At 61.1% G+C, this 21,719-nt stretch carries 22 protein-coding genes; 8 read left to right on the top strand and 14 right to left on the bottom strand.

The window, feature by feature from the left end; genetic code table 11:
- Positions 1 to 45: 45 nt before the first annotated feature.
- Together MPZ60_RS17855 and MPZ60_RS17850 are read right to left on the bottom strand one after the other, a co-directional pair.
- Positions 46 to 567: a hypothetical protein gene (locus MPZ60_RS17855; RefSeq protein WP_034356860.1), complete on the bottom strand. Its 522-nt coding sequence runs from the start codon at positions 565 to 567 to the stop codon at positions 46 to 48.
- A 366-nt stretch (positions 568 to 933) separates the two neighbouring features.
- Positions 934 to 2,229, bottom strand: a complete 1,296-nt coding sequence (locus tag MPZ60_RS17850) for a DEAD/DEAH box helicase (protein WP_034356857.1) — start codon at positions 2,227 to 2,229, stop codon at positions 934 to 936.
- A gap of 124 nt (positions 2,230 to 2,353) precedes the next feature.
- Between MPZ60_RS17850 and MPZ60_RS17845 the strand changes: the two genes are divergently transcribed.
- A complete protein-coding gene (locus MPZ60_RS17845) occupies positions 2,354 to 3,349 on the top strand; it encodes a quinone oxidoreductase (RefSeq protein ID WP_034356854.1) in 996 nt (331 codons plus the stop codon).
- Positions 3,350 to 3,372: 23 nt separating this feature from the next.
- Here the strand turns inward: MPZ60_RS17845 and MPZ60_RS17840 are convergent, their stop codons facing one another.
- From MPZ60_RS17840 to MPZ60_RS17805, 8 genes are all read right to left on the bottom strand, one after another.
- Positions 3,373 to 3,777 (bottom strand): nuclear transport factor 2 family protein, encoded by a 405-nt coding sequence (locus MPZ60_RS17840; protein WP_238585735.1) that lies wholly within the window; start codon positions 3,775 to 3,777, stop codon positions 3,373 to 3,375.
- 260 nt (positions 3,778 to 4,037) lie between these two features.
- A complete protein-coding gene (locus MPZ60_RS17835; RefSeq protein WP_003063579.1) occupies positions 4,038 to 5,348 on the bottom strand; it encodes a citrate synthase in 1,311 nt (436 codons plus the stop codon).
- A 30-nt stretch (positions 5,349 to 5,378) separates the two neighbouring features.
- Complete coding sequence (locus MPZ60_RS17830) at positions 5,379 to 5,672, bottom strand: succinate dehydrogenase assembly factor 2 (protein ID WP_003053208.1); 294 nt, start codon at positions 5,670 to 5,672, stop codon at positions 5,379 to 5,381.
- Positions 5,672 to 6,376, bottom strand: a complete 705-nt coding sequence (locus tag MPZ60_RS17825) for a succinate dehydrogenase iron-sulfur subunit (RefSeq protein ID WP_003053210.1) — start codon at positions 6,374 to 6,376, stop codon at positions 5,672 to 5,674. Before MPZ60_RS17825 ends, MPZ60_RS17830 begins: the two co-directional genes overlap by 1 nt.
- Positions 6,377 to 6,403: 27 nt before the next feature.
- A complete protein-coding gene (gene sdhA / locus MPZ60_RS17820; protein ID WP_034356849.1) occupies positions 6,404 to 8,209 on the bottom strand; it encodes a succinate dehydrogenase flavoprotein subunit in 1,806 nt (601 codons plus the stop codon).
- A gap of 33 nt (positions 8,210 to 8,242) precedes the next feature.
- Positions 8,243 to 8,608 carry a succinate dehydrogenase, hydrophobic membrane anchor protein gene (sdhD, locus tag MPZ60_RS17815; RefSeq protein WP_003063575.1) on the bottom strand — a complete coding sequence of 122 codons (366 nt, stop codon included), beginning with the start codon at positions 8,606 to 8,608 and terminating at the stop codon, positions 8,243 to 8,245.
- A 41-nt stretch (positions 8,609 to 8,649) separates the two neighbouring features.
- Positions 8,650 to 9,075, bottom strand: coding sequence for a succinate dehydrogenase, cytochrome b556 subunit (gene sdhC / locus MPZ60_RS17810; protein ID WP_003063573.1), 426 nt, complete (start codon positions 9,073 to 9,075; stop codon positions 8,650 to 8,652).
- Between the two features lie 146 nt (positions 9,076 to 9,221).
- Positions 9,222 to 10,013, bottom strand: a complete 792-nt coding sequence (locus tag MPZ60_RS17805; protein ID WP_012839254.1) for a GntR family transcriptional regulator — start codon at positions 10,011 to 10,013, stop codon at positions 9,222 to 9,224.
- Between the two features lie 230 nt (positions 10,014 to 10,243).
- Here MPZ60_RS17805 and MPZ60_RS17800 point away from each other — a divergent pair, with 230 nt between their 5' ends.
- From MPZ60_RS17800 to acnB, 5 genes are all read left to right on the top strand, one after another.
- Positions 10,244 to 11,233, top strand: coding sequence for a malate dehydrogenase (locus tag MPZ60_RS17800; RefSeq protein ID WP_003063568.1), 990 nt, complete (start codon positions 10,244 to 10,246; stop codon positions 11,231 to 11,233).
- A 14-nt stretch (positions 11,234 to 11,247) separates the two neighbouring features.
- A complete protein-coding gene (gene tam / locus MPZ60_RS17795; protein WP_034356847.1) occupies positions 11,248 to 12,072 on the top strand; it encodes a trans-aconitate 2-methyltransferase in 825 nt (274 codons plus the stop codon).
- Positions 12,069 to 13,073: a CoA ester lyase gene (locus tag MPZ60_RS17790; RefSeq protein WP_034356844.1), complete on the top strand. Its 1,005-nt coding sequence runs from the start codon at positions 12,069 to 12,071 to the stop codon at positions 13,071 to 13,073. The genes tam and MPZ60_RS17790 overlap by 4 nt, the downstream gene beginning before the upstream one ends.
- A 31-nt stretch (positions 13,074 to 13,104) precedes the next feature.
- On the top strand, positions 13,105 to 13,677 hold the full coding sequence (locus tag MPZ60_RS17785; RefSeq protein ID WP_034356841.1) for a hypothetical protein: 573 nt from the start codon (positions 13,105 to 13,107) through the stop codon (positions 13,675 to 13,677).
- 97 nt (positions 13,678 to 13,774) lie between these two features.
- Positions 13,775 to 16,360 carry a bifunctional aconitate hydratase 2/2-methylisocitrate dehydratase gene (gene acnB / locus MPZ60_RS17780; protein WP_003074861.1) on the top strand — a complete coding sequence of 862 codons (2,586 nt, stop codon included), beginning with the start codon at positions 13,775 to 13,777 and terminating at the stop codon, positions 16,358 to 16,360.
- Positions 16,361 to 16,441: 81 nt separating this feature from the next.
- Here acnB and MPZ60_RS17775 read toward each other — a convergent pair whose 3' ends face one another.
- Positions 16,442 to 17,284 carry a helix-turn-helix domain-containing protein gene (locus tag MPZ60_RS17775; RefSeq protein ID WP_052057631.1) on the bottom strand — a complete coding sequence of 281 codons (843 nt, stop codon included), beginning with the start codon at positions 17,282 to 17,284 and terminating at the stop codon, positions 16,442 to 16,444.
- A gap of 140 nt (positions 17,285 to 17,424) precedes the next feature.
- On the opposite strand from MPZ60_RS17775, the gene MPZ60_RS17770 reads away from it, so the two are divergent.
- Complete coding sequence (locus tag MPZ60_RS17770; RefSeq protein WP_034356914.1) at positions 17,425 to 17,847, top strand: hypothetical protein; 423 nt, start codon at positions 17,425 to 17,427, stop codon at positions 17,845 to 17,847.
- Positions 17,848 to 18,094: 247 nt separating this feature from the next.
- Positions 18,095 to 18,775, top strand: a complete 681-nt coding sequence (locus MPZ60_RS17765; protein ID WP_034356835.1) for a 7-cyano-7-deazaguanine/7-aminomethyl-7-deazaguanine transporter — start codon at positions 18,095 to 18,097, stop codon at positions 18,773 to 18,775.
- A gap of 385 nt (positions 18,776 to 19,160) precedes the next feature.
- Here MPZ60_RS17765 and bfr read toward each other — a convergent pair whose 3' ends face one another.
- The 3 genes from bfr to MPZ60_RS17750 all read right to left on the bottom strand — a co-directional run bounded on the left by bfr (position 19,161) and on the right by MPZ60_RS17750 (position 21,658).
- Entirely contained in the window at positions 19,161 to 19,625 is a 465-nt protein-coding gene (gene bfr, locus MPZ60_RS17760) for a bacterioferritin (protein WP_003063542.1), read from the bottom strand.
- Between the two features lie 390 nt (positions 19,626 to 20,015).
- Positions 20,016 to 20,984: an allantoinase PuuE gene (puuE, locus tag MPZ60_RS17755; RefSeq protein ID WP_149353968.1), complete on the bottom strand. Its 969-nt coding sequence runs from the start codon at positions 20,982 to 20,984 to the stop codon at positions 20,016 to 20,018.
- Positions 20,981 to 21,658, bottom strand: coding sequence for a GntR family transcriptional regulator (locus MPZ60_RS17750; protein ID WP_034411041.1), 678 nt, complete (start codon positions 21,656 to 21,658; stop codon positions 20,981 to 20,983). The genes puuE and MPZ60_RS17750 overlap by 4 nt, the downstream gene beginning before the upstream one ends.
- Positions 21,659 to 21,719 lie beyond the last annotated feature (61 nt).

The following is a 21,719-nucleotide window of genomic DNA, read 5'->3' as shown; positions in this document are numbered from 1 at the left end:
TTGGCAATGTATGCACTGCGGTTCCGTACCCGTTTTACAAATTGATCACAGTTTCCAGCCGAACTCGAGCGCAATGAAAGCTGAGCATTGGCCGCAGGTCTTTGGTGCAGCGCGGACCGTAACGCTGTAGCGCTCACCCTGCCAGCGCACCAGGGCTCCGGCGGCTGCCATGACGGGGCGTGTGTAGTTGGTGCGCAAGCCGGCATAAACGCCAGAGTGCAGATTGCCAAAAGTCAGCGGCGTGTACTCGCCTATGGCGTAGGTGCTCCAGCGGTCGATGCTGTTGCGATAGAAGCCGGCCTGCACGGAGAAATTGCTGGAAAACTCTCGTCTGATACCCAGGCCCAGGTTTTCCTCGTTCCATGTTTTGCCACGTTTCCGTTCGCTGAAATGGTGGCTGACCGTGTGCAGATTGATATGCCATGCGCCCGCAGCCTGGCTGACCTGGGCAGACTGATTGACCTCGACGGGCTGAGTGGTCTCGGCAGACTGATTGGCTTCGTCGGCCTGGACTGCGGAGCAGGCAATGACGATGGTCAACCCTGCCAGTGTTTTCAACGATTTCATTGCCGTTCCCCCCTGCATCGCTTCACAGGCGCATGCAGACAGGTCAGTGACATCCTTGGCTCGCGTTCGCAGTGCTGCCAAGGGACCTGGCTTACCAATTTCTATTTAAAAAATTCATGTAAACCATGTTTCCTAATGTCTATGACTATCGGTGTGGTGGATGTAAGAATAGTTCTTATCTATTGGTGATTGAATTTCAATTGGGTTTATGGAAATTTGGAGATTTCGCTGTCGAAAAAGCGGCAGGAAGAGGGAGCGGCTGCGTCCGGCCAGGTTGAAGGCGGTCTCTGTCAGACGCAAAAAAGGCCGCAAGGGCGGCCTTTTTGATGAGCTGAGGCGAGGGAGTCCTCGGCCTTGCGCGGTAGCTTAATCGCCTGGCTGCTGCTTTGCGGCTGCAGCTGCGGCGCGCAGCTTGTCCTTCTTGCTGGGTCTGCGGCCCTTGATGCCGCCGTTGCCGTCTTGCGCGACCGGCGGTGGCGGTAGGGCTTCGGTAGGCTCGAAGCCCTGGATTTGCTCCAGATCGATCTCCAGCTGATTGCGCTTGCAGATCAGCTTCCAGTGTGCGGTGTCGGCGGGGCTTACAAAAGTGATGGCGCAACCAGCATGCCCTGCACGACCCGTGCGGCCAATTCTATGAATATAGTCGGCGGGCGAGCGGGGCAGGTCGTAGTTGATGACCGTGGGCAGCTGTGCGATATCGATACCGCGCGCGGCCAGGTCGGTGGTGATGAGCAGTTGCCAGCGCTTGGCCTTGAACTGGTCGAGCACGTCCTTGCGCGCACCCTGGCTCATATCGCCGTGGAAGGTGGTGGCGTAGATGCCAGCCTTGTAGAGCTTGTCGGCCAGCATTTCGGCGGTGTGGCGCTTGGCGACAAAGACCAGGGCTCGTTCCCATTCGGGCTGGTTCTCGCCTTGCTTGACGAGCTGGCGCAGCAGCTGGGTGCGGCGGGTGCCGTCCACGGCAATGGCGCGCTGGCTGATGTTCTCGGGGCTGGTCGAATGCTCGGCGGCCTGGTCGGCATCGACCTGCACCCGAACGGGGTCGTGCAGCAGGCGGGTGGCCAGCGCCTCCACGTTCTGCGGGAAGGTGGCCGAGAACAGCATGGTTTGGCGTTTGGCGGGCAGCAGGGCCAGCACGCGGTTGAGTTCTTCGGCAAAGCCCTGGTCCAGCAGGCGATCCGCCTCGTCCAGAACCAGATGCTGCACTGCGTTCAGGCGCACGGCATTGTGCTCCACCAGATCCAGCAGGCGGCCCGGCGTGGCGACCAGAAAGTCGGCGCTGCCACGCAGCTGCATCATCTGCGGGTTGATGGAGACACCGCCATAGACCACGCGGCTGCGTGGTTGCTCACGCAGTTGGCGCGTGATGTCGCTCAGGCTTTCATGAACCTGCAGGGCCAGCTCGCGCGTGGGCACCAGAATCAAGGTGGCCAGCGGCCGCACAAAGCCGGTGTGGCCGCGCTTTTGCGCCAGCCAGGCCTGCAGCAGGGGCAGCAGATAGGCCATGGTCTTGCCCGAGCCCGTGGGCGCGCAGGCCCAGAGATCGCGTCCGGCCAGCACGGCGGGGATGGCCTCGGTCTGAATCGGCGTCGCGTCGCGCAGACCCAGATCGAGTGTGGCATCCAGAAGCTCGGCGCGCAGGCCTAGGGGGGCAAAAGACATAGAAGAATCAATAGCGGTGTGCAGGAGGCGCATTGTGCGGGAATTGCCGCGTCGCAGCGAGGCGCAGGGACAAGCGCGGCCCAGGCTACATTCGCAGGATTACAACCCGCAAGGAGCATCAGCCATGAGTCAGATCACGCATCAAGCCATTGTCATGACGGAATACGGAGGCCCTGAGGTTCTGCAGATCGCCTCGGTCGCTTCGCTGCCGCTGACGGCTGGACAGGTGCGCGTGCGACACACGCGCATTGGCGTGAACTTTCACGATATCTATGTGCGCTCCGGGCTTTACAAGACGCTGGCGCTGCCGGGCACGCCCGGCATCGAAGCCGTGGGGGTGGTGGCAGAAGTGGGAGAAGGCGTGACTCGCTTCAGGCCCGGCGACCGGGTCTGCTATGTCTCTGGCGCCTATGCCATCTACGCCGCCGAGCGCGTGATTGCGGGCGACGAGCTGATTGCCGTGCCCGATGACCTCAGCGATGCGCTGGTCGCATCCAGCCTGCTGCGCGGGCTGACGGCCGATGTGCTGCTGCACCGGGTGGCTCGGGTAAGCCAGGGATCGCGGATTCTGGTGCAGGCCGCCGGTGGCGGCATGGGGCAGATTCTGAGCCAGTGGGCCACGCAGTTGGGGGCCATGGTGATCGGCACGGCAGGCAGCGATGCCACGGCAAAAAAGGCCGACCAGGCCGGCTGCGTGGAGGTGATCCGCTATCGCGGCGTGGGGGCCCAGGATGTGGCTGTGCGTGTGCAGCAGTTGACCGGCGGCGAAGGCGTGGATGTGGCTTATGACGGCGTGGGCAAGGACAGCTTTGATGGTTCGGTGGCCAGTCTGGGCATCGGCGGCCAGCTGGTGATGTACGGACAGTCTTCCGGTCCGGTGCCGCCGCTGGAGATTGCGCGTCTGGCCGCCAAGTCGAACAGCGTGTGCCGGCCCATGGTGTTTCATTTCGTCAAAAAGCCCAGAGAGCGCGATGCCATGGCCGCGCGCCTGTTCGAGGCGCTGCGCAAAAAGCATTTCCGCATGGGCGAGCCGCAGGAGTTTGCGCTGGCCGATGCCGCGCAGGCCCACCGGCAACTGGAGGCGCATGGCGCCCAGCAACCGATTTTGCTCGTGCCCTGACGGGAGTGGTCTGCGGTGCGGTCTTATTGCGCGCCAGCCTGGGGGCGTGGCAGATAGACCTCGTGCCACAGGCTGACTTTTTCGTGCTCGTCAAAACGCATGAGCAGCATGGCGACAAAGTGCTGGGCGCCGCCATCTGCCTTGGTGATGCAGACATCCATGGAAAAGACCACGGAGTCCTCGTCGGCCGTGGTGTGCCGGATGTCGTAGCGAATGCCTTCCATGTCCTGCTTCATGCCTTCGAGAAATTCGCGATAGCTCTCGAGGTCCGCCGCATAGTGGCGGCCGTTGGGCTCGACCACGAATTGCTCGGCAAAGCATTCGGCGACCTGCTCGCGGCTCAGCGTGGTGTGACGACTCAGGTGGCGCTGGTTCCAGTCGAGCACGGCATGGGCCAGCTCCAGATTGCGTTGTCGTTTTGCGTGCATGAAGACCAGTATAGAAGAGCCGATTCCGGGTTCGCTCCGCATTTCTGACATGGACCGATTCATAAATTTCTATAGCGGCTAGCGCTTTCTATCAATGGATACTGAGATGATTCACACTTGAAATCGACCTGTGTCTTGCATAACCAGCTATGGTTTTACCAAAGCTGAGATCGGGGGGCACGTAAAAAAGCCCGCGGACTTTGCAGTCTGCGGGCTTTTTGCCACCTTGAGACCCGGAAATCCGGGCCTGGGTGTGCCGATCAACGCTGAGCGATAGGCTTGACGTCGCGCGACACGGAGCCGGTGAACAACTGGCGGGGACGGCCGATCTTGTACTCGGGGTCGGCCATTTGTTCGTTGAGCTGAGCGATCCAGCCCACGGTACGGGCCAGAGCGAAGATGCCGGTGAACAGGTTGACGGGGATGCCGATGGCGCGCTGCACGATGCCGGAGTAGAAGTCCACGTTGGGGTAGAGCTTGCGCTGGACGAAGTAGTCGTCTTCCAGGGCAATCTTTTCCAGCTTCTTGGCCAGGGCGAACAGGGGATCGTTTTCCAGACCCAGTTCGGCCAGGATTTCGTTGCAGGTTTCCTGCATCAGCTTGGCGCGGGGGTCGTAGTTCTTGTAGACGCGGTGGCCAAAGCCCATCAGCTTCACGCCGCTGGTCTTGTCCTTGACCTGTTCCATGAACTCGCCGACCTTTTCGATGCCGCCGTTGGCCTGGATGCCTTCCAGCATGTTCAGGCAGGCTTCGTTGGCGCCGCCGTGGGCAGGGCCCCACAGACAGGCCACACCAGCGGAGATGGCCGCGAAGGGGTTGGTGCCCGACGAACCGCACAGACGCACGGTGGAGGTCGAAGCGTTCTGCTCGTGGTCGGCGTGCAGGATGAAGATGCGGTCCAGAGCGCGCTCAACCACGGGGTTGACCTTGTACTCTTCGCAGGGGTTGCCGAACATCATGCGCATGAAGTTGCCGGCATACGACAGGTCGTTCTTGGGGTACATGTAGGGCTGGCCCATACCGTACTTGTATGCCATGGCGACCAGCGTAGGCATCTTGGCGATCAGGCGGATCGCAGCGATGTTGCGGTGCTCTGGGTTGGTGATGTCGGTGCTGTCGTGGTAGAAGGCCGACATGCCGCCCACCAGGCCGGTCAGCACGGCCATGGGGTGAGCGTCACGACGGAAGCCGCGCAGGAAGAACTGCATCTGCTCGTTGACCATGGTGTGCTTGGTCACCAGCTCTTCGAAGTTGGCCTTTTCCTTCTCGTTGGGCAGTTCCCCGTACAGCAGCAGGTAGCAGGTTTCCAGGAAGTTGCAGTTCTTGGCCAGTTGTTCGATGGGGTAGCCGCGGTACAGCAGCTCGCCCTTGTCGCCATCGATGTAGGTGATGGCGGATTGGCAGGCGGCGGTAGAGAGGAAGCCCGGGTCATACGTGAACATGCCAGTCTGGGCATAGAGCTTGCGGATGTCGATCACATCCGGGCCAATATTGCCCTGGTACACCGGCATTTCCACACTGGGAGCGCCATTGCTGAAAGACAGCGTTGCTTTGTTGTCAGCGAGTTTCATTTCCAAACTTCCTTCTCTAGTTTGCCTAGCCTACTGGGGACAGTTACCGGGCTGGCGCTTGCGCACCATCTCCAGCACTTCCCTGACTTCTTGGGTATCGAGTTGTCCTTCAGGTTCCTTGCGACGCAAGAAAAGATCCATCAGGTCGTTGTCTGCCAGATCCATCAAGGCAGACAGGCCAGTCGCGTGTCTCCGCGTGAGCTGGCTTCCGTAGGTGGCGAAGAACTGCTCGATGAACAGATCGTTCTCAACCAGACCACGGCGGCTGCGCCACCTCAGCAGGTCGCGCTCACGTTCGTCGAGCAGAGTATTCGTCATCAGCATCAGACGGTTCGACGAACCATCAGCTCCTTGATCTTGCCAATGGCTGCGGTGGGGTTCAGGTGCTTGGGGCACACGTCCACGCAGTTCATGATGGTGTGGCAGCGGAAGAGGCGGTAAGGATCTTCCAGGTTGTCAAGGCGCTCGCCCGTGGCTGTGTCGCGGCTGTCCGCGATGAAGCGGTAAGCCTGCAGCAGACCGGCCGGGCCCACGAACTTGTCGGGGTTCCACCAGAACGAGGGGCAGCTGGTGGAGCAGCTGGCGCACAGAATGCACTCGTACAGGCCGTTGAGCTCTTCGCGCTCTTCGGGCGACTGCAGGCGCTCCTTGCTGGGCGATGCGTAGACATCGCTTTGCAGGTAGGGCTTGATCGAGTGGTACTGCTTGAAGAACTGGGTCATGTCCACGATCAGATCGCGGATGACGGGCAGGCCGGGCAGGGGCTTGAGAACGATGTCGCCCTTGAGGGTGTTCATGTTCGTCAGGCAGGCCAGACCGTTCTTGCCGTTGATGTTCATGGCGTCGGAGCCGCACACGCCTTCACGGCAGGAGCGACGGAAGGCGATGGAAGGATCCATGGCCTTGAGCTTGACCAGGGCGTCCAGCAGCATGCGCTCGTGACCGTCCAGCTCCACTTGCACTGTTTGCATGTAGGGCTTGGCGTCTTTATCCGGATCGTAGCGGTAGATTTTGAATGTGCGCTTCATTTTGATCTTCTCTCGTGGGCTGCTGAATTAGAACGTGCGGACCTTGGGAGGAACGCTGGCAACGGTCAGGGGCTTGAGGTTCACAGGCTTGTAGGTCAGGCTGTTGGTCGCGCTGTCCCACAGGGTGTGCTTGAGCCATTCCTTGTCGTTGCGGCCCAGGGGGAATTCGGCGTGGTCGGCAGGGTGCTCGTAGTCGTACACGGTGTGTGCACCACGGCATTCCTTGCGGGCTGCGGCCGAGGTCATGGTGGCTTGTGCCACTTCGATCAGGTTGTCCACTTCCAGGGCTTCCATGCGAGCGGTGTTCCACACCATGGACTTGTCCTTCAGGGTCACGGAGCCGACCTTGTCGCGGATCGCGTTGATCTTGGCGACGCCTTCGTCCATGCTCTTTTGCGTGCGGAACACACCAGCATGAGTCTGCATGGATTGACGGATCTCGCCAGCGACGTCCTGGGCGTACGTGCCGTCCTTGGAGTCCTGCAGCTGGTTGAGGCGGGCCAGGGTGCGGTCGGCGCCATCGGCGGGCACTTCGTGGTGAGCGCCGAAGCCGTTGACGAATTCCACGATGTGCTTGCCGGCAGACTTGCCGAAGACCAGCAGATCCAGCAGCGAGTTGGTGCCCAGGCGGTTGGCGCCGTGCACGGACACGCACGAGCATTCGCCCACGGCGTAGAGACCGTTGACCACATTGTTCTGCTGACCGTCCCAGACCACGACCTGACCGTTGATGTTGGTCGGGATGCCGCCCATCTGGTAGTGGATGGTGGGAACCACGGGAATGGGTTCCTTGGTGATGTCCACGTTGGCGAAGTTGTGGCCGATTTCTTCCACGGAAGGCAGACGCTTGCGGATGGTTTCGGCACCCAGGTGGTCCAGCTTCATCAGGATGTAGTCCTTGTTGGGACCGCAGCCGCGACCTTCCTTGATTTCCTGGTCCATCGAACGCGACACGAAGTCACGCGGTGCCAGATCCTTCAGCGTGGGAGCGTAACGCTCCATGAAGCGCTCGCCTTCGCTATTCAAAAGAATAGCGCCTTCGCCGCGGCAGCCTTCGGTCAGCAGCACGCCGGCACCGGCCACGCCGGTGGGGTGGAACTGCCAGAACTCCATGTCCTGCAGCGGGATGCCGGCGCGAGCAGCCATGCCCAGGCCGTCACCGGTGTTGATGAAGGCATTGGTCGAAGCCTGGAAGATTCGACCGGCGCCGCCGGTGGCCAGCAGCACGGCCTTGGCGTGCAGCTCGTACAGATCGCCGGTTTCCAGTTCCAGTGCGGTCACGCCGACCACATCGCCCTGGGTGTTGCGGATCAGGTCCAGCGCCATCCACTCCACGAAGAAGTTGGTCTTGGACTTGACGTTCTGCTGGTACAGCGTGTGCAGCATGGCGTGACCGGTACGGTCAGCGGCAGCGCAGGCGCGTTGCACGGGCTTTTCGCCGTAGTTGGCTGTGTGGCCGCCGAAGGGGCGCTGGTAGATGGTGCCGTCGGCATTGCGGTCGAAAGGCATGCCGAAGTGCTCGAGCTCGATCACGACGTTCGGTGCTTCACGGCACATGAACTCGATGGCGTCCTGGTCGCCCAGCCAGTCGGAGCCCTTGATGGTGTCGTAGAAGTGATAGTGCCAGTTGTCTTCGCTCATGTTGCCCAGCGAAGCTGACACGCCGCCCTGAGCGGCCACAGTGTGCGAGCGAGTGGGGAAAACCTTGGACAGCGAGGCGACGGACAGACCGGCGCGCGACAGTTCCAGCGCTGCGCGCAGGCCGGAGCCGCCGGCACCGACGATCACGACGTCAAACTTGCGCTTGGTGATATTTGCTTTGGAGTAGCTCATTCTTAACCTTCAATCGTGGAGACTGTGTCTCAATCAGAGACGCCACAGAACCTGGATGCCCCAGCCGATGCAGCCGACCAGCCAGACAATGGTGACCACTTGCAGTGCAAGGCGCAGGCCCACGGGCTTGACGTAGTCCATCCAGATGTCACGCACGCCGATCCAGGCATGCCAGCCCAGAGCCACGAAGAGGGCCAGGGTCAGAAACTTCATCCACTGGGGAGCAAAAATGCCGGCCCACTGCTCGTAGCCCACGGGGCCGCCGACCGTCAGAAAGCGCACCAGCAGCACAACGGTGTACAGCGCCATCAGGACGGCGGTAGAGCGTTGAGCCAGAAAGTCGCGGGTGCCATAGTGCGCACCGACAACGGTGCGCTTGGAGCCGTAATTCACGGACATGGTTGTTTCCTTATCGTGAGGTGTTATTGACTGGGCGCTGATCAGTACAGGCCGAACAGCTTGGCGCCAAGCACCACGGTCAGGGCAACACTGATGCACAGAACGACGGCGGCGGTGGACTTGCCGGTCTGCTTGTTCACGGCGTGGTGGTTCACGTCCATCACCAGATGGCGGACACCTGCGCAGAAGTGGTGCAGATAGGCCCAGATCAGTGCCAGGCAGACAAGCTTGGCAAACCAGCCAAAGGGACCTGCGAATACCGATGTGAAGGAATCAAACGAAATTTCCGACGAGATCGAGTTGTCGAACATCCAGATGATGAACGGCAGCAGGATTGCCATCAGCAGGCCGCTGACGCGGTGCAGAATGGACACAATGCCTGCCAGGGGCAGGCGATAGGTCGGTAGGTCCGAGAAGAAGTTGATATTGCGGAACTCTGGCCGCTGTTTTGCTTTTTGCTCTGTCATGGCAGGGTACTTTCGTGGATGTAACTGCGTTGTAATCGCTAGTGCGAAGCGACACAAAATTCTATTGCAATGCAGCAGAATCCGTTAGCCGAATTTGCATAGCAGATGATTGGGCTCTGTTGCAATCAACGCTTTTACGGGGGGATTCAGTTCAATGCATTGCGGTAATGATGGGTGTCGGTGCGGTACAGGCCGCGTCGTAACTCCATGGGAACATCGTTGTATGTGTAAGCAGTTCGCTCCACGCTGAGCAGCGGCGTGGTGCTGGGAATGTTCAGCAACTGGGCTTGCTCGGCATCCGGCAGAACGGCGCGAATTTTCTCGTCGGCCCGCACCATGCGCACGCCATAGTCGAGCTCGAACATTGCGTAAGTGGGGCCCTGGTAGTTGGACATCTGTTCGGCCGTCAGCCCCTTGAAGGCGTTGCCAGGCAGCCAGATGTCCTCCAAAATAGTCGGGATTGCAGCAAAGGACAGGGTGCGGCGCACATGCATCACGGCGTCGCCGGTGCGCAGGGCCAGGGCGCGGGCCACTTCGGCAGGCGCGCGCAGGCGGCGGCACTCGAGGATGTGGCGCTCTGCGCGGCCTTCGCCCTGCAGGTCGCCAGCATCGGGGCGCAGATTCAGAAAGCGGTACTGCACCTGTTGGGCGGCGTGAGTGGCCACAAACGTGCCTTTGCCCTGGCGGCGCATGACCAGATTTTCGGCAGCCAGCTCATCGATTGCCTTGCGCACCGTGCCCTGGCTGACCTTGAAGCGTGCTGCCAGCTCCATTTCACTGGGGATCAGTTCTCCGGGGCGCCATTCGCCAGCTTCCAGACTTTGCAGGATCAGGCCCTTGATCTGCTGGTACAGAGGGCTGAAGGCTGGGGTGGAGACGCCGGCACCACCGCTATGGCTGGCGTTGTTGTCCGGGGCTGTGTTGTGGGGGCTGGGCATAGTTGGTTTTGAAGGTATCGCCTCCGCGATGCGATGCACAAAAAACAGTCGATTTGACTCTGGTCGCTAAGTGAAGATCATATCTTATATAAGACATAAGACAAATTGACCGGGCTTTGATTTCAGCAGTACACTTGCCGCATGTTTGCGGAGCTTGCGCTACTGGTGGTTACGCTGGTGCAACCTGGCGCCCATAACATCTCAATTTTTTCCAATCTTGGAGTTTCACCATGAGCAAGAAGCCCGTCCGTGTCGCCGTTACCGGCGCAGCTGGCCAAATCGGTTACGCCCTGTTGTTCCGCATCGCCTCTGGCGAAATGCTGGGTAAAGATCAGCCCGTTATTCTGCAACTGCTGGAAATCCCCGACGAAAAGGCTCAAAACGCTCTGAAGGGCGTGATCATGGAGCTGGAAGACTGCGCCTTCCCCCTGCTGGCCGGCATCGAAGCCCACGCCGACCCCATGACCGCCTTCAAGGACACCGACTACGCTCTGCTGGTGGGTGCCCGTCCTCGTGGCCCCGGCATGGAACGTGCTGACCTGCTGGCTGCCAACGCCCAGATCTTCACCGCCCAGGGCAAGGCTCTGAACGCCGTGGCTTCGCGCAATGTCAAGGTTCTGGTGGTCGGCAACCCCGCCAACACCAATGCCTACATCGCCATGAAGTCGGCTCCCGATCTGCCCGCCAAGAACTTCACCGCCATGCTGCGCCTGGACCACAACCGCGCTGCTTCCCAACTGGCTGCCAAGGGCGGCTTCAAGGTTGGCGACATCAAGAAGCTGACCGTGTGGGGCAACCACTCGCCCACTATGTACGCCGACTACCGCTTCGCCACCGTGGACGGCAAGTCCGTGAAGGAAGCCATCAACGACCAGGAATGGAATGCCAACGTGTTCCTGCCCACCGTGGGCAAGCGCGGCGCCGCCATCATCGCTGCTCGCGGTCTGTCGTCGGCTGCTTCGGCTGCCAACGCTGCCATCGATCACATGCGTGACTGGGCCCTGGGCTCCAACGGCGAATGGGTCACCATGGGCGTGCCTTCCAACGGCGAGTACGGCATCCCCGCCGGTATCGTGTTCGGTTTCCCCGTGACCACCACAGCTGACGGCGAATACAAGATCGTCGAAGGTCTGGAAATCGACGCCTTCTCGCAAGAGTGCATCAACAAGACTCTGGCTGAGCTGCAAGGCGAGCAGGACGGCGTCAAGCACCTGCTGTAATCAGCGCAAAACCTATGCAAGACTGGAACCCTGCGCTATATCTGCGCTTTGCCAATGAGCGCACGCGCCCTGCGGCAGAACTGCTGGCAAGAGTACCTTCCAGCTTGCATTCACCCGCTCGCAGCCTCCGCATCGTGGATCTGGGCTGCGGGCCGGGCAACTCCACCGAACTTCTGGTGGAACGTTTTCCCGGCGCCGATGTGCTCGGTGTCGACAATTCCGAAGCCATGCTGGAGACTGCGCGTAGGCAGTTGCCGCAGGCCAGGTTCGAGGCCGGTGATATTGCCTCCTGGGCACCTGCTGAAGGTGAGCCAGCACCTGATTTGATTTATGCGAATGCCTCCATCCAGTGGGTGGGCGAGCATGAGAGCCTGATTCCCCGTCTGTTTTCGTTGCTGGCGCCCGGTGGCGTGCTGGCCGTGCAGATGCCTGACAACCGTCAGGAACCCTCGCACCGAAACATGCGCGAAGTCGCCCAGTTGCCCCGGTTTGTGGCGCACATCGGGGACGCGAGCAAGGTGCGTACCGAAATTTTGCCCATAGGGGTGTATTACGACCTGCTGGCAGCGCCCCAGCCGGCGGCTCCCGCCAATGAGGCTGCGAGCGTGGATGTGTGGCACACCGTCTACCAGCATCCCATGGACTCGGCCGCAGCGATTGTGCAGTGGCTCAGCAGCACGGGCCTCAAGCCTTTCGTGGAAGGTTTGCCCCGGGAGCTGCAAGCCGAGTATCTGACCGAGTATCAAAGCCGCATCGATGCGGCGTATCCGGAGCGAGCCGACGGCAAGCGTCTGCTGGCTTTTCCCCGACTTTTCATGGTGGCTCAGCGCAAGTCATGACGAAAGAACTGGTTCATCCCGCCACCGTGCTGCTCGATGCTCAGGGTGGCGCTCAGCGTCTGCCCGTCTGCGATCACTACAGCGGCGTGGAAGCGCGCATGCGCAAAAGCCTGCAGTTGCAGGCAGAGATGATGCAGGAGTTCGGCACCTGTGTGTTCGACGTGACGCTGGACTGCGAGGATGGCGCTCCTGTCGGCCAGGAGGCCGAGCACGCTCGCCTGGTGGTCGAGCTGGCGAATGGAGCGGCTCAAGGCGCGCGCGTGGCGGCCCGGGTGCATGCGGTGGAGCATGCTCATTTCCAGGCAGACATGGACATCATTGCCGGCGGCGCGGCGGACAAGCTCTGCCACATCATGATTCCCAAGGTGGAGTCGGTGGATGACGTCATCAAGGCCGAAGCAGCCCTGCAGCGCGCGACAGACAAGCGTGTGCCGCTACATGTCTTGATTGAGTCTCCTGCTGCCGTGCAGCAGGCCTTCGACATTGCCGCGCACCCGGCTGTGCAAAGCATCTCCTTCGGGCTGATGGATTTTGTCTCGGCTCACGGTGGCGCCATCCCGGCCTCCGCCATGACGGCGCAGGGTCAGTTCGAGCATCCCTTGGTCGTTCGTGCCAAGCTCGAGATCGCGGCAGCCTGCCATGCCCACGGCAAGGTGCCCTCGCATTGCGTGGTCACGGAATTCAAGAATCCTGAAGCTTTGCAGGCTTGCGCGCAAAAAGCCTCGCGTGAGCTTGGCTACACACGCATGTGGAGCATCCATCCTGACCAGATTCGCCCGATTCTGCGTGCATTTGCGCCAGCAGAGGACGAAGTTCTACAGGCGGCACAAATACTTACCTCTGCAGCGGTGCAGAATTGGGCGCCCATCAGTTTTGGTGGTGTACTACACGACCGCGCGAGCTACCGCTATTTTTGGCAGTTGCTGGAGCGCGCTCACCAGACGGGGCAGGTCTTGCCGGTTGAAGTTCAACCCTGGTTTGCCCCGGCCTCAATCCGTTGAACTCATAACAAGTCTGCAGGAGCTAATTCCTATGAAGACCCTGATCGCCACTTTGATGATTGCCGCTCCCCTGGTCGCAATCAGCCACTCTGCCGTGGCAGAAACCGCTCCCAAGGCCAAGGCGGCCGCCGCCAAGAAGGCTCCCGCCGCCAAGAAGGCCACCACTACTTCCAAGAAGGGCAAGGCTGCTGCTGCCGTAGCTGCAGGTGGCGCGGGTGCTGCCGCCGCCGTGGCCGCCGGCCCGGCTTCCGCCGCACTGGGCACGGAAGAGCTGGCCGTGGCCGAGCGCGTGCACAAGGGCCGCATTGCCTGCGAGCTCGGTGCCTATGTGAATGTGAATGCCGACACCGCCAACCCCGGTTACTTCATCGTGGACGGCCGTGGCTTCAAGTACCACATGTCTCCCGTCAAGACTTCCACCGGCACCGTGCGCCTGGAAGACAAGGCTGCCGGTGCAGTGTGGCTGCAGATCGCCAACAAGTCCATGCTGATGAACCAGAAGGCCGGCCAGCGTCTGGCGGATGAGTGCATGAGCCCCGAGCAGCAGCAAGTGGCCGAAGCCATCCGCAAGAACCCACCTCCCAGCCTGCTGGACAGCAAATAAGTCTGGCGAGGCTGAGGACTGGCGTATCGCACATGCGCCAGTCCTGTAATTCGCGCTCCACGCGCAGCCTTTTTCAAAAAACCATTGGAGAGAACCCATGTTGAAAGCCTACCGTGACCATGTGGCAGAACGAGCCGCACTGGGCATCCCCCCGCTGCCTCTGGATGCCAAGCAGGTCGCAGACCTGATCGAGCTGATCAAGAACCCACCCGCTGGTGAAGATGCATTCCTGATGGATCTGCTGACCCATCGCGTGCCGCCCGGTGTGGATGATGCAGCCAAGGTCAAGGCTTCCTTCCTGGCTGCCGTGGCTCACGGCGACCTGAAGGTGGGTCTCATCTCCAAGGCCAAGGCCACCGAGCTGCTGGGCACCATGGTGGGTGGCTACAACGTTCACCCTCTGATCGAGCTGCTGGACGATGCCGAAGTGGCTGGCGTGGCTGCCGACGCGCTGAAGAAGACATTGCTGATGTTCGACTTCTTCAACGACGTGGCCGACAAGGCCAAGGCCGGCAATGCCAAGGCCAAGGAAGTGATGCAAAGCTGGGCCGATGCCGAGTGGTTCACTTCGCGTCCCAAGGTCGAGGAAAAGATCACCGTCACCGTCTTCAAGGTGCCCGGCGAGACCAATACCGATGACCTGTCGCCCGCTCCCGACGCCTGGAGCCGTCCCGATATTCCTCTGCACTACCTGGCCATGCTCAAGAACACGCGTCCCGACGCGGCGTTCAAGCCCGAAGAAGACGGCAAGCGCGGCCCCATGCAGTTCATCGAAGACCTGAAGAAGAAGGGCCATCTGGTTGCCTACGTGGGTGACGTGGTCGGTACCGGTTCTTCGCGCAAGTCCGCCACCAACTCCATCATCTGGGGCACGGGCGTGGATATTCCCTTTGTTCCCAACAAGCGCTTTGGTGGCGTGACTCTGGGCGGCAAGATCGCTCCCATCTTCTTCAACACGCAAGAAGACTCCGGCGCTCTGCCCATCGAAGTCGATGTTTCCAAGCTGGAAATGGGCGACGTGATCGACGTGCTGCCCTACGCTGGCAAGATCGTCAAGAACGGCGAAACCGTGGCTGACTTCCAGCTCAAGTCCGACGTGCTGCTGGACGAAGTGCAAGCCGGTGGCCGTATCAACCTGATCATCGGCCGTTCGCTGACCGCCAAGGCTCGCGAAGCCCTGGGTCTGCCCGCATCCACCGAATTCCGTCTGCCCCAGGCTCCTGCCGCTTCCACGGCCGGCTTCACACTGGCCCAGAAGATGGTCGGCCGCGCCTGCGGTCTGCCCGAAGGTCAGGGCGTGCGCCCCGGTACCTACTGCGAGCCTCGCATGACCACCGTGGGTTCGCAGGACACCACCGGCCCCATGACCCGCGACGAACTCAAGGATCTGGCCTGCCTGGGCTTCTCCGCCGATATGGTGATGCAGTCCTTCTGCCACACAGCGGCTTATCCCAAGCCCGTGGACGTGAAGACCCATCGCGAACTGCCCAATTTCATCAGCAACCGTGGCGGCGTGGCCCTGCGTCCTGGTGACGGCGTGATCCACAGCTGGCTCAACCGCCTGCTGTTGCCCGACACCGTGGGTACAGGTGGCGACTCGCACACCCGTTTCCCCATCGGCATCTCCTTCCCCGCAGGCTCCGGTCTGGTGGCCTTCGGTGCCGCGACCGGCGTGATGCCTCTGGACATGCCCGAATCCGTGCTGGTGCGCTTCAAGGGCGAAATGCAGCCAGGCGTGACTCTGCGCGACCTGGTGCACGCAATTCCTCTGTACGGTATCAAGCAAGGTCTGCTGACCGTTGCCAAGGCCGGCAAGATCAACGAGTTCTCGGGTCGCATCCTGGAAATCGAAGGCCTGCCAGATCTGAAGGTCGAGCAAGCGTTCGAGCTGTCCGACGCTTCTGCCGAGCGCTCTGCCGCCGGTTGCACGATCAAGCTGAACCCCGAGCCGATCAAGGAATACCTGACATCGAACATCGTTCTGATGAAGAACATGATCGCTGACGGTTACGCCGACGCCAAGACTCTGCAGCGCCGTATCGAAAAGGTCGAAGCCTGGCTGGCCAAGCCAGACCTGCTGGAAGCCGACAAGAACGCTGAGTACGCTCACGTCATCGAAATCGACATGTCCGACATCAAGGAACCCATCGTTTGCTGCCCGAACGATCCTGATGATGCCAAGACCTTGTCTGACGTGGCCGGCGCCAAGATCGACGAAGCCTTCATCGGTTCCTGCATGACCAACATCGGTCACTTCCGCGCTGCAGCCAAGCTGCTTGGCGGCCAGCGCGACATCCCCGTCAAGCTGTGGGTGGCTCCTCCCACCAAGATGGACCAGGACGAGCTGATCAAGGAAGGTCACTACTCTGCCTTCGGCACTGCCGGTGCCCGTACAGAAATGCCCGGCTGCTCGCTGTGCATGGGTAACCAGGCTCAAGTGCGTGAAGGTGCGACTGTCATCTCGACTTCCACTCGTAACTTCCCCAACCGTCTGGGCAAGAACACCAACGTGTATCTGGGCTCGGCCGAACTGGCAGCCATCGCTTCGCGTCTGGGTTACCTGCCTTCCAAGGAAGAGTATCTGAAGGAAATGGGCGTGATCGATGCCGACAAGGCCTCCGTCTACCGCTATATGAACTTCAACGAAATCGCCGAGTACGCTGAAGTGGCTGCCAAGATCTAAGCGTCTAGGCACCAGAAATCGAGGCCTTCAAGGGTCTTGCTAAGAAGCCCGCAGGATGCAAGTCCTGCGGGCTTTTTCTTTTCAGGCGGCTCGGTGGCCCTGCTGCAGCCGCTGCAGCGCCGCCTGGGTCTCGGCATTCGCCGGGAAAAAGGACTCGACGGCCAGCTCCTGCAGCGTCACGTCCACGGGCGTGCCGAAGATGGTGATGGTGCTTATGAAGCTCAGTGTGCCGAGGTCGGTGTGCAATTCAAAGGGCACGGCGATGGGGCTGGGCGGCGGGGAGTCCTTGTCTTCGGCGAACGGGTAGGCTGCGATTTCGTCATGAAGCGCCTGCAGCTCGTTGTCTGCCGTGGCGGCGATCTGCTGCTGCAGGCGGTGCAGCAAATGGGCACGCCACTGCGCGGAGTTGGCCAGGCGTGGGCCCAGTCCCTCGGGATGTAGGCTCAGGCGCAGCACATTCACGGGTGGCTCCAGCAGCCAGGGCGCCACACCGTCCAGCAGCAGCGGCACGATGGCGTTGGCCGCCACCAGGTTCCAGTGTCTATCCACGGCCAGGGCCGGGCTGGGCTCGTGGCCCTTGAGTACCAGCTCCACGGCCTGGCGCGCGGCGGCCAGATCGGGGTGGTCCAGGGGACGGGCCTGGTACATGGGGGCAAAGCCCGCAGCCACCAGCAATGCATTGCGCTCGCGCAGCGGCACCGACAGGCGCTCGGCCAGCCGCAGCACCATCTCGCGGCTGGGCTGTGCACGGCCTGTTTCCACATAGCTCAGGTGACGCGTCGAGATCTCGGCCTCCAGTGCCAGCCCCTGCTGGCTCAGCCGGCGATGCTGGCGCCAATGGCGCAGGTGCTCGCCGAATGGCGCGCGTGCGCCGGGCGGCATATGAGCGGCATGAAAAGAAGAGGGGGCGGTGCTGGAGTTCATGCCCGCATCGTAGTGGCAGGCCGGGCAGCAGGCCATGACCTGCAAGGTTATCGACGCTGTGCGAGCGGATGGCAATCATGGACCCCAGCAGCCGGCACAGGGCCGGCCGCAAGAACTTGCTCTCAGAACAGGAGTCTTCCATGTCCCTCTTTGCTTCTCCCCGGTTTCTGCGTCTTGTGATGTGGGCCGATGCGGCCTCCTGCGCCGCCACGGGCGCGCTGCAACTGGCCTTGCAGCGGCCGCTGGCCGATCTGACGGGTCTGCCGCCTTTCCTGCTGACGGCAACAGGTCTTTTCTTGCTGGCCTATGCATCGGCCGCAGCCTGGATGGCGTGTCGCGAGCCCCTGCCGCGCACGCTGATCGGTCTGGTGGCGGTTGGCAATCTGGGCTGGGCGCTGGGCTGCGCGGTCCTGGTGTTTGGCTCCGGGCTGGCGCTCAGTGCCTGGGGTCTGGCCTGGGTGGCGGCACAGGCCGTCGTGGTGCTGGTCCTGGCCGATCTGCAGTGGGCAGGGCTGCGTGCCACGCGCCATGCGGCCGGGCAGGGCGCACAGCTAGCGCTCTGAACGATGAAAAAAGGATAGCGGCTAGCGTCTGTCTTTCATTGAAAGCAGGCTGATTCACTGCTGACAACATGGATTGGCAGGCGCCACAAGCTATGCTTTTTCTTATATCCGCCATGTGTCCGGGCGGATAAGCGGGCCGGGGGAGGCAGAGATAATTCCGTACAGCATAAAATTCACGGTTGCGCCGCGCTGGCGCACTCTTCGCAACCATGGGTTCCCTCGCCCCCATCGACCAAAAAGGACTGTCATGACATCCGCTCATGCCGTGCAGACGCAAGCGTCGCGCGTGCCGTTTTACCTCTCCGTTCTCGTCGCGTTCCATATCGCGCTGGTCATCGCCAGCAACTACCTGGTGCAACTGCCCATCACGCTGCTGGGCTTTCACAGCACCTGGGGCGCCTTCAGCTTTCCGTTCATCTTTCTGGCCACAGATCTGACCGTGCGCCTGATCGGCAAGACCGCGGCGCGACGCGTCATCATGCGTGCCATGCTCCCCGCGCTCGTGGTGTCCTATGTGGTGGGCGTGCTGTTCCACGAGGGCCGCTTCAATGGCTGGGAAGCGCTGCAAAGCTTCAATGGCTTTGTGTTCCGCATTGCACTGGCCAGTTTTGCCGCCTATGTGCTGGGCCAGTTGCTGGATATTCAGGTCTTCGACCGCATCCGCCAGAAAAGCCATTCCTGGTGGCTGGCTCCGGCGGCTGCGTCGGTGTTCGGCCAGGTGCTGGACACGGCAGCCTTTTTCTCGATCGCCTTCTGGCATAGCTCCGATGCCTTCATGGCGGCCAACTGGGTGGAAATCGCCATGGTCGACTATGTCATCAAGCTGGGTGTGAGTCTGCTGCTGTTTGTTCCCGCCTATGGCGTGGTGCTGGCGGCCATTGTGCGCAGCATGAAGGTACAGGTCACGCCCGCAACGGCAATCCGCTGAGGATGCGGCGTGCAGGGCAGGCCCGGGTGCTGGGGCCTGTTCGACATGTGCATCGGCATTGCCATGTCCTGCAGGCAGCTGCAGCTTGTGCCTGGTTGGAGACGAGGAGCGGCAGTCCCGGATGACATCCGGTGATGACCGAGCTGCCCGGGGGCGCTGACTTGTCGTTTCTCAACGAGTCAATGGGATGCCACAAGGGCGTGAATTCTGGTGGAGCCCCATTCCAGAAGATGGGGTCGGGCAAGCCCTGCAAGATCGACAATCCGGCACAAGGCCGCTCTGCCGCCACTGGTGATGACTATGGTTTCCGAACTCGTCCCAAGTCCATGAAAAAGGCCGTCTATCAAGGACGGCCTCAGTATTTTTCCGCGCTGCGTTGCAGGGCTCAGGTCTGGCTTTGCAGATAGTTCTGCAGTCCGATCTTGTCGATCAGTCCCAGCTGCTTTTCCAGCCAGTAGGCGTGGTCTTCCTCGGTATCGTGCAACTGGGCCAGCAGGATGTCGCGGCTTACATAGTCGCGGTGCTGCTCGCACAGCGCCACGCCTTGCTGCAGCCCGGCACGGACTTCGTATTCGGTGTCCAGGTCCTTGCGCAACATCTCGGGAACGGTCTCACCGGGCGTGAATTCCTTGGGGCGCATGTCGGGGCGGCCGCCCAGCATCAGAATGCGGCGCAGCAGTGCGTCGGCGTGCTGGGTTTCTTCCTGCATCTCGTGGTCCAGGCGCGTGAAGAGCTTGGCGAACCCCTGGTCTTCATAGATGCGCGAGTGGGCGAAATACTGGTCGCGCGCCGCGAGCTCGCCGCGAAGCAGGTCCTTGAGGTAGTCGACGACTTCGGGATGGCCTTGCATAGTTGTTGTTCTCGGTGAGTTTTCGAAGCCTGAAGTATCCCGCGACTGGCTTCGGGAATCAAAGGCAGCTATCAATTCCCGAGCGCACGCGCTCTGGATGCGGGCTGTAAGCAGATGCATTCGCATTGCTTGGTGCGTATCGAGGCTGATCGGGTTCGTTCGATTCCTCGCAAGGGATGGTGATAACACCCAGCACTTTTGGTCAGCATGGACCGATCAACGGTAAAGCAGGGACAGCACTTGGCGCACTTGGCACGCCTCCGCAGAGGCTAGCCCTGCCCACAGGGCAGGATGCAGGGCCGCACTAGTTGGAACTGGCTGCGATGATGCCTCGAAAATCGAATGCCCGGCTCGCCTTCCTCAATCGCCTGGGGTTCTCGGATCGTACAGTCAGGCCGAGACTGCTTCATTGCAAGGGAAACGCTCGGCCCAGTGACGAGCCAAATCAATACGGCGGCACACCCACACCTTGTCGTGCTTCTGGATGTGGTCGAGGAAGCGCTGCAGCGCTGTAATCCGGCCGGGACGGCCCAGCAGTCGGCAGTGCATGCCGATGCTCATCATCTTGGGGGCGTTGTCGCCGCTGGCATTGCCCTCGGCGTACAGGACATCGAATGTGTCCTTCATGTACTGAAAGAACGGATCGGCATGCGAGTAACCCTGGGGCAGGGCAAAGCGCATATCGTTGACGTCCAGCGTGTAGGGAACGATGAGCTGGTTGTGCGTCGTGCCGTCGCTCTTGGCGACCTTCATCCAGAAGGGCAGGTCGTCGCCGTAGTAATCGCTGTCGTAGGTAAAGCGACCGGCATCGGCCACGATGCGGTGGCTGTTGGGGCTGTCGCGGCCGGTGTACCAGCCCAGGCCGTGGTCGCCGTCGTGGCCGTAGATCTCTTCAAAAATGTCCACGCATTGCTGCATGTGGGCGCGCTCGATCTCCTCGGGCACGTTCTGGTAGTGAATCCACTTCAGGCCGTGGCAGGCCACTTCGTGGCCCAGCTCGTCAAAGGCCTGGGCCAGCTCGCGATGCTTTTGCAGCGCCGTGCCCACGCCGAACACGGTCAGCGGCAGACCGCGCTTCTCGAACTCTTTCAGAATGCGCCAGACGCCTGCTCGCGAGCCGTATTCATAGATGCCGTCCATGCTCATGTGACGGGCCGGGTAGCTGGCGGGATTGAACATCTCCGACAGAAACTGCTCGCTGCCGGGGTCGCCATGCAGGATATGGTTCTCACCGCCTTCTTCGTAGTTCAGCACGAACTGAACAGCCACGCCGGCTTTGCCGGGCCATTCGGGATGGGGCGTGTTGCGGCCGTAGCCAATCAGGTCGCGTGGGTAGGAGGCGGTGGAATCGTAAGTCATAGGGATACGGATGAAAGTGCCATCGACAAATCGTGCGTTGGCAAAGTACGGTTAAAGGACAGACCTTCTTCCATGTGATCGAGGTGCAACTGCATCAGCTGCACCGCATGTTCGGCATCGCCCGCAGCCAGTGCGGTCACGATGTCGGCATGTTCTTCGTGCGAATGCTCGGCCGCCGATGCAGACTGGTACATCAGGGTGATCAATGCGCAGCGGGAAATCAGCTCGCCCAGCAGTTGAGCCAGCACCTCGTTGCCCATGAGCTCGGCCATGCGCACGTGGAAGTCGCCCAGCAGTTCGGTGCACTGGCCCACGTCATTGGCTTCCATGGCCTTCCTTTCGGCAGCCACATGCGCTTTGAGCTCCAACAAGCGGGAGGGTGTCTGCTGCGCGGCAAAATTGCGCACCATTTCGGCTTCGAGCATGCGACGCACGGCAAACACCTGGCGCGCTTCTTCAACCGAGGGCGTGGCCACAAAGGCACCGCGCGTGGGCTCGAGCTTGATCAGCCGGTTCTGTGATGCATGAAACAAAGCCTGGCGAACCAGAGTGCGGGAAACACCAAAATGATTGGCCAGCTTCTGTTCCGACAACTTGGTGCCGGGCATCAGTCGATGTTCAACAATTGCTTTGGTCAGACTTTCTGCAATGGACCAGGTGAGTGAGGTTTCCATTGCTTCATCATAAATCTTGAACTCAACACTTGTATACAACATTGATTGAGGAAAAGCTAGG

Source organism: Comamonas sp. 7D-2, from assembly GCF_022749555.1.
GTDB classification, from domain to species: Bacteria; Pseudomonadota; Gammaproteobacteria; order Burkholderiales; family Burkholderiaceae_C; genus Comamonas; species Comamonas thiooxydans.
The sequence above is the reverse complement of the archived record's forward strand: the minus strand, read 5'-3'. Positions and strand labels throughout refer to the sequence as shown.

Bases quoted from the DNA above. Each gene is read 5' to 3' on its own strand.
- MPZ60_RS17855 (WP_034356860.1), bottom strand. From the start codon at position 567: ATGAAATCGTTGAAAACACTGGCAGGGTTGACCATCGTCATTGCCTGC.
- MPZ60_RS17850 (WP_034356857.1), bottom strand. From the start codon at position 2,229: ATGTCTTTTGCCCCCCTAGGCCTGCGCGCCGAGCTTCTGGATGCCACA.
- MPZ60_RS17845 (WP_034356854.1), top strand. From the start codon at position 2,354: ATGAGTCAGATCACGCATCAAGCCATTGTCATGACGGAATACGGAGGC.
- MPZ60_RS17840 (WP_238585735.1), bottom strand. From the start codon at position 3,777: ATGCACGCAAAACGACAACGCAATCTGGAGCTGGCCCATGCCGTGCTC.
- MPZ60_RS17835 (WP_003063579.1), bottom strand. From the start codon at position 5,348: ATGAAACTCGCTGACAACAAAGCAACGCTGTCTTTCAGCAATGGCGCT.
- MPZ60_RS17830 (WP_003053208.1), bottom strand. From the start codon at position 5,672: ATGCTGATGACGAATACTCTGCTCGACGAACGTGAGCGCGACCTGCTG.
- MPZ60_RS17825 (WP_003053210.1), bottom strand. From the start codon at position 6,376: ATGAAGCGCACATTCAAAATCTACCGCTACGATCCGGATAAAGACGCC.
- sdhA (WP_034356849.1), bottom strand. From the start codon at position 8,209: ATGAGCTACTCCAAAGCAAATATCACCAAGCGCAAGTTTGACGTCGTG.
- sdhD (WP_003063575.1), bottom strand. From the start codon at position 8,608: ATGTCCGTGAATTACGGCTCCAAGCGCACCGTTGTCGGTGCGCACTAT.
- sdhC (WP_003063573.1), bottom strand. From the start codon at position 9,075: ATGACAGAGCAAAAAGCAAAACAGCGGCCAGAGTTCCGCAATATCAAC.
- MPZ60_RS17805 (WP_012839254.1), bottom strand. From the start codon at position 10,013: ATGCCCAGCCCCCACAACACAGCCCCGGACAACAACGCCAGCCATAGC.
- MPZ60_RS17800 (WP_003063568.1), top strand. From the start codon at position 10,244: ATGAGCAAGAAGCCCGTCCGTGTCGCCGTTACCGGCGCAGCTGGCCAA.
- tam (WP_034356847.1), top strand. From the start codon at position 11,248: ATGCAAGACTGGAACCCTGCGCTATATCTGCGCTTTGCCAATGAGCGC.
- MPZ60_RS17790 (WP_034356844.1), top strand. From the start codon at position 12,069: ATGACGAAAGAACTGGTTCATCCCGCCACCGTGCTGCTCGATGCTCAG.
- MPZ60_RS17785 (WP_034356841.1), top strand. From the start codon at position 13,105: ATGAAGACCCTGATCGCCACTTTGATGATTGCCGCTCCCCTGGTCGCA.
- acnB (WP_003074861.1), top strand. From the start codon at position 13,775: ATGTTGAAAGCCTACCGTGACCATGTGGCAGAACGAGCCGCACTGGGC.
- MPZ60_RS17775 (WP_052057631.1), bottom strand. From the start codon at position 17,284: ATGAACTCCAGCACCGCCCCCTCTTCTTTTCATGCCGCTCATATGCCG.
- MPZ60_RS17770 (WP_034356914.1), top strand. From the start codon at position 17,425: ATGTCCCTCTTTGCTTCTCCCCGGTTTCTGCGTCTTGTGATGTGGGCC.
- MPZ60_RS17765 (WP_034356835.1), top strand. From the start codon at position 18,095: ATGACATCCGCTCATGCCGTGCAGACGCAAGCGTCGCGCGTGCCGTTT.
- bfr (WP_003063542.1), bottom strand. From the start codon at position 19,625: ATGCAAGGCCATCCCGAAGTCGTCGACTACCTCAAGGACCTGCTTCGC.
- puuE (WP_149353968.1), bottom strand. From the start codon at position 20,984: ATGACTTACGATTCCACCGCCTCCTACCCACGCGACCTGATTGGCTAC.
- MPZ60_RS17750 (WP_034411041.1), bottom strand. From the start codon at position 21,658: ATGGAAACCTCACTCACCTGGTCCATTGCAGAAAGTCTGACCAAAGCA.